The sequence below is a fragment of the Pseudoalteromonas sp. TB64 genome (assembly GCF_000498095.1).
Taxonomy (GTDB): domain Bacteria; phylum Pseudomonadota; class Gammaproteobacteria; order Enterobacterales; family Alteromonadaceae; genus Pseudoalteromonas.
Genome location: NZ_AUTQ01000032.1, coordinates 1 through 561 on the forward strand (window position 1 = coordinate 1; position 561 = coordinate 561).

At 33.0% G+C, this 561-nt stretch carries 1 protein-coding gene; it reads right to left on the bottom strand.

The features are described 5' to 3' along the window. Positions 1 to 290: hypothetical protein (locus L647_RS01000000123440; RefSeq protein WP_033024171.1), on the bottom strand; the 290-nt coding region annotated here is incomplete at its 3' end. Between the last annotated feature and the right edge of the window lie 271 nt (positions 291 to 561).

Sequence of the window (561 nt, forward strand, 5' to 3'; positions counted from 1 at the left end):
GTAGCTCCACAGACCTTATACCATTTAATTAAAAGCTCAGGCTCTATTTCAATATTTCTTACTCTTAATAATATTAGCCGAGTGAGCATTACAAATGCTGGAGTATATAAAATGAAGCTCGGAGCAAAGCTCTTCTCATTAAAAACCAGCTCATGTTTATTTAACGCCCCTAAGACTGACACCACCTCATTGTATGACATAAAGGGCAAAGTCATAGTGATTATAAAGAACAAAATAAAGAAAAAAACACGCTTTATATTTTCACTTAACGTTAATTTTTCAGGTTTCATTAAATTCCCTTTAATCACCTGTTTAAGGTGTAACTAAATTTGGTATGTACAAGATTGGCTGAGCTTTATACATTTTGTTGTATGCTATTAGTTATATTTGCATTCGCGACCCGTTAAAGTCAAATTACAGTATTCAGTTTAAATATATTTTACTGCTAAAACGCCAGAAAAATAAGGTTATATAGCCGAGATGTTAGGACTAACATCTAAACGTATTCAATCTCGCCAGACGATTTTTGGCTGGTACTTTTCATACTCACAAGTTAGATAC